This is a genomic window from uncultured Amaricoccus sp. (assembly GCF_937858865.1).
Taxonomy (GTDB): domain Bacteria; phylum Pseudomonadota; class Alphaproteobacteria; order Rhodobacterales; family Rhodobacteraceae; genus Amaricoccus.
Genome location: NZ_CALLYO010000112.1, coordinates 1 through 5,697, shown reverse-complemented (window position 1 = coordinate 5,697; position 5,697 = coordinate 1). Strand labels below are relative to the sequence as shown.

Sequence of the window (5,697 nt, the reverse complement as noted above, 5' to 3'; positions counted from 1 at the left end):
ATCCTCGTCGACGAGAACACCAAGGTCATCTGCCAGGGCCTCACCGGCTCGCAGGGCACTTTCCACTCCGAGCAGGCCATTGCCTACGGCACGAAGATGGTCGGCGGCGTCACGCCCGGGAAGGGCGGCGAGTCCCACATCGGCCTCCCGGTCTTCAACACCGTGGCCGAGGCGAAGGAGGCGACCGGCGCCACCGCGACCGCGATCTACGTCCCGCCCCCCTTCGCCGCCGACGCCATCCTCGAGGCGATCGACGCACGCCTCGAGCTCATCGTCTGCATCACCGAGGGGATCCCGGTCCTCGACATGATGAAGGTGAAGCGGGCGCTGCAGGGCACGAAGTCGATCCTCATCGGCCCGAACTGCCCCGGCGTCATCACGCCCGACGCCTGCAAGATCGGCATCATGCCCGGCCACATCCACAAGCGCGGCTCGGTCGGGGTCGTCTCCCGCTCGGGCACGCTCACCTACGAAGCGGTCGGGCAGACGACCGCGGCAGGGCTCGGCCAGTCGACCTGCGTCGGCATCGGCGGCGACCCGATCAAGGGCACCGAGCATATCGACGTGCTGGAATGGTTCCTCGCCGACCCGGAGACCGAGTCGATCATCATGATCGGCGAGATCGGCGGCTCGGCCGAGGAGGATGCCGCCCAGTTCCTCAAGGACGAGGCCAGGAAGGGCCGCATGAAGCCGACCGCCGGCTTCATCGCCGGCCGCACCGCGCCCCCGGGCCGCCGCATGGGCCATGCCGGCGCCATCGTCGCCGGCGGCAAGGGCGGCGCGGAGGACAAGATCGAGGCGATGAAGTCGGCCGGCATCGTCGTTGCCGACAGCCCGGCCGGCCTCGGCCAGGCGGTTCTCAAGGCGCTGCGCAGGTAGGGGGCGGCCGTGGGCGGGTCTCGCACGGTCCGGCGATCGGCCGCGGGGCTTCCCCGCCGCGAGACCCCCGTGCGCGCCGCCGTGCCCGCCACGCCGGAACGACCCTCGGATCCCTCGGGATGCCGGCGCACGGTTGGCCACCGGCCTTCCGCGCGCCCTCCGCTGCGGAGGAGTCCCTGGTCCGCAGATGCCTGCGGGCCGTCCGGCGGGCGCCGGGCGGCCCTGATCGAGTGAGCCTCCTCCGGGGGCGCCAGCACGGCCCCGCCGAGGGGCCAGATCGAAAGGAGCGGGCCGAGCCCGTCACGCCATGACCGATCAGTCGCAGAACACGCTCTTCCACTCCTCCTCGTTCCTGCAGGGGCAGAACGCGGACTATGTCGAGCAGCTGCAGGCGCGCTACGCCGAGGACCCCGCCAGCGTCGACGCGAGCTGGCAGGCCTTCTTCCGCGGCCTCGACGACGCCGCGGCCGACGTGACCCGCGGCGCCCGCGGCCCGAGCTGGGCGCGCAGCGACTGGCCGCCGACGCCGAACGACGAGCTGACCGCCGCCCTCGACGGCCAGTGGGGCCCCGAGCCGGCGAGGACCGTCGGCGAGAAGGTGCGCGCCAAGGCGCAGGAGGTCGGCGTCCAGGTCAGCGACGCGCAGATCCGCCAGGCGGTCACCGACAGCCTGCGCGCGCTGATGCTGATCCGCGCCTACCGCATCCGCGGCCACCTCGAGGCCGACCTCGACCCGCTGGGGCTCGAGGAGATGCTCCCCCATCCCGAGCTCCGCTACGAGACCTACGGCTTCACCGAGGCCGACCTCGACCGGCCGATCTTCATCGACAACGTGCTCGGCCTGGAGACGGCAAGCCTGCGCGAGATCCTCGCGCTGGTGAAGCGCACCTACTGCGGCACCTTCGCGCTCCAGTACATGCACATCTCCGACCCCGAGCAGTCGGCCTGGCTCAAGGAGCGGATCGAGGGCTACGGCAAGGAGATCCACTTCACCCGCCAGGGCCGGCGCGCGATCCTGAACAAGCTCGTCGAGGCCGAGGGCTTCGAGAAGTTCCTGCAGGTGAAATACACCGGCACCAAGCGCTTCGGCCTCGACGGCGGCGAGGCGCTGATCCCGGCCATGGAGCAGATCATCAAGCGCGGCGGCGCCCTCGGCGTCGAGGAGATCGTCATCGGCATGCCGCACCGCGGCCGGCTCTCCGTGCTCGCCAACGTGATGGAGAAGCCCTACAAGGCGATCTTCAACGAGTTCCAGGGCGGCAGCTTCAAGCCCGAGGAGGTCGAGGGCTCCGGCGACGTCAAGTACCACCTCGGCGCCTCCTCCGACCGCGAGTTCGACGGCAACATCGTCCACCTCTCGCTGACCGCCAATCCCTCGCACCTCGAGGCGGTGAACCCGGTGGTGCTCGGCAAGGTGCGCGCCAAGCAGGCGCAGCGCGGCGACCCCGAGCGCCGGAAGGTCCTCCCCATCCTGCTGCACGGCGACGCCGCCTTCGCCGGCCAGGGCGTCGTGGCCGAGTGCTTCGGCCTCTCCGGCCTCAAGGGCCACCGCACCGGCGGCACCATCCACATCGTCGTCAACAACCAGATCGGCTTCACCACCGCGCCGATGTATTCCCGCTCCTCGCCCTACCCGACCGACATCGCGCTGATGGTCGAGGCGCCGATCTTCCACGTGAACGGCGACGACCCGGAGGCCGTCGTCCACGCCGCCCGCGTCGCGACCGAGTTCCGCCAGCAGTTCAACAAGGACGTCGTCATCGACATGTTCTGCTACCGGCGGTTCGGCCACAACGAGGGCGACGAGCCCATGTTCACCCAGCCGCTGATGTACAAGGCGATCAAGGGCCACAAGACCACGCTCCAGCTCTACACCGAGCGCCTCGTCGCCGACGGCCTCATCCCCGAGGGCGAGATCGAGGACATGAAGGCCGCCTTCCAGGCCCACCTCAACGCCGAGTTCGAATCCTCCAAGGACTTCCGCCCCAACAAGGCCGACTGGCTCGACGGCCGCTGGTCCGGCCTCGGCCGCCGCGAGGGCCGCTACCAGCGCGGCAAGACCGCCGCCGACCTCGCCAAGCTGAAGAAGGTCGGCGAGGCGCTCACCCGCATCCCCGACGACGTCGTCGCCCACCGCACCGTCCAGCGCATGCTCGAGGCCAAGCGGCAGATGATCGAGACCGGCGACGGCATCGACTGGGCGACCGCCGAGGCCCTCGCCTTCGGCACCCTGCTCATCGAGGGCTACCCGGTCCGCCTCTCCGGCCAGGACTCGACCCGCGGCACCTTCAGCCAGCGCCACTCGGCGATCATCGACCAGGAGACCGAGGAGCGCTACTTCCCGCTCAACCACATCGAGCCCGGCCAGGCCACCTACGAGGTGGTCGACTCGATGCTCTCCGAATACGCCGTCCTCGGCTACGAATACGGCTACTCCCTCGCCGAGCCGAGCGCGCTGACCCTCTGGGAGGGCCAGTTCGGCGACTTCGTCAACGGCGCCCAGATCATGATCGACCAGTTCATCTCCTCGGGCGAAGCGAAGTGGCTGCGCATGTCCGGCCTCGTCCTCCTGCTGCCGCACGGCTACGAGGGCCAGGGCCCCGAGCATTCCTCCGCCCGCCCCGAGCGCTTCCTGCAGATGTGCGCCGCCGACAACTGGATCGTCGCCAACTGCACGACGCCGGCCAACTACTTCCACATCCTGCGCCGGCAGATCCACCGCAGCTTCCGCAAGCCGCTCATCCTCTTCACCCCGAAGTCGCTGCTCCGCCACAAGCTCGCCGTCTCCAAGCTCAAGGACCTCGCCAAGGGCTCGTCCTTCCACCGCCTGCTCTGGGACGACGCCGACCTCGGGCCGGACTACGGCATCTCGGCCACGAAGCTCGTGCCCGACGACAAGATCAAGCGCGTCGTCCTCTGCTCCGGCAAGGTCTACTACGACCTGCTCGAGGAGCGCGACGCCCGCGGCATCGACGACGTCTACCTGATGCGCCTCGAGCAGTTCTATCCCTTCCCGGCCCTCTCGCTGACCAAGGAGCTCACCCGCTTCAAGGAGGCGCACATCGTCTGGTGCCAGGAGGAGCCGAAGAACCAGGGCGGCTGGACCTTCGTCGAGCCGAACCTCGAGTGGGTCCTCGACCGCATCGGCGCCCGCCACGGCCGCGCCGCCTACGTCGGCCGCCCCGCCGCCGCCTCACCCGCCACCGGCCTCGCCCGCGAGCACAAGGCGCAGCAGGAAGCCCTTGTCGACGCCGCCCTCAGCCTGAAGAAGGACCGCTAGAGTCATGGTTGAAATCCGCGTGCCCACGCTGGGCGAAAGCGTCTCGGAAGCCACCGTCGCCACCTGGTTCAAGAAGGTCGGCGACGCGGTGAAGATGGACGAGCTCCTCTGCGAGCTCGAGACCGACAAGGTCACCGTCGAGGTCCCGTCCAAGGCCGCGGGCGTGCTCGCCGAGATCGTCGCCAATGCCGGCGAGACCGTGGGGGTCGACGCGCTGCTCGCCATCGTCGACGAGAAGGCGACCGCCACCGCCCCCGCCGCGAAGCCGGCGGCCAAGCCCGGCAAGGCCGCCGCCACCGACGCCGAATCGGCGCCCGCCAACGAGAGCTCGATCGAGATCATGGTCCCGACCCTCGGCGAGAGCGTGAGCGAGGCGACCGTCGCGACCTGGCACAGGAAAGTCGGCGACAAGGTCGTCCAGGACGAGATGCTCTGCGAGCTCGAGACCGACAAGGTCTCCGTCGAGGTCCCCGCCCCCGCCTCCGGCACGCTGGCCGAGATCTACGCCGCCGCCGGCAGCACCGTGAACGCGGGCGGCAAGCTCGGCCGCATCGCGGGCGGCGGCGCGGGTGCCGCCGCGGCGCCCGTCGCCCAGGCCGGCGCCGCCGCGGCGGAAGCCGCCCCGGCCGCCACGGCCAGCCGCGACGTCGAGAACGCCCCCTCGGCCACCAAGCTCATGGCCGACCGCGGCCTCTCCCCCGACCAGGTCGAGGGCACCGGCCGCGACGGGCGGATCATGAAGGAGGACGTGCTGCGCGCCGAGGCCCCGAGGCCCGCCGCCGCCCCGGCCCCGGAGCAGGCCGCCATCCCGCGCGCCCCGGTCCCCGCCGAGGACGCCGCCCGCGAGGAGCGGGTGAAGATGACGCGCCTCCGCCAGACCATCGCCCGCCGGCTCAAGGAGGCGCAGAACACCGCCGCCATGCTCACCACCTACAACGAGGTGGACATGGGCGGGGTCATGGGGCTCCGCAACGAATACAAGGACATCTTCGAGAAGAAGCACGGCGTGAAGCTCGGCTTCATGTCCTTCTTCACCAAGGCCTGCTGCGTCGCGCTCAAGGACGTGCCGGAGGTCAACGCCGAGATCGACGGCACCGACGTCGTCTACAAGAACTTCGTCCACATGGGCATCGCCGTCGGCACCCCCTCCGGCCTCGTCGTGCCCGTCGTGCGCGACGCCGACCAGATGTCCTTCGCCGCGATCGAGAAGAAGATCGCCGAGCTCGGCGTGCGCGCCCGCGACGGCAAGCTGACCATGGCCGACATGCAGGGCGGCACCTTCACCATCTCGAACGGCGGCATCTACGGCAGCCTCATGTCCTCGCCGATCCTGAACCCGCCGCAGTCGGGCATCCTCGGCATGCACAAGATCCAGGACCGCCCGATGGTCATCAAGGGCCAGATCGTGCCGCGCCCGATGATGTACCTCGCCCTCTCCTACGACCACCGCATCGTCGACGGAAAGGGCGCCGTCACCTTCCTCGTCCGCGTCAAGGAGGCGCTCGAGGATCCCCGCCGCATCCTGATGGACCTCTGAG

3 protein-coding genes are annotated in these 5,697 nt (G+C 70.2%); all 3 read left to right on the top strand.

Translation table 11 applies throughout. From position 1 onward, the window contains the following. On the top strand, positions 1-879 hold an 879-nt coding region (sucD, locus tag Q0112_RS03010), incomplete at its 5' end, for a succinate--CoA ligase subunit alpha (protein WP_297971217.1). 307 nt (positions 880-1,186) lie between these two features. Beyond that, positions 1,187-4,159 (top strand): 2-oxoglutarate dehydrogenase E1 component, encoded by a 2,973-nt coding sequence (locus Q0112_RS03005; protein WP_297971215.1) that lies wholly within the window; start codon positions 1,187-1,189, stop codon positions 4,157-4,159. Between the two features lie 4 nt (positions 4,160-4,163). Beyond that, positions 4,164-5,696: a 2-oxoglutarate dehydrogenase complex dihydrolipoyllysine-residue succinyltransferase gene (gene odhB / locus Q0112_RS03000; protein ID WP_297971212.1), complete on the top strand. Its 1,533-nt coding sequence runs from the start codon at positions 4,164-4,166 to the stop codon at positions 5,694-5,696. Position 5,697 lies beyond the last annotated feature (1 nt).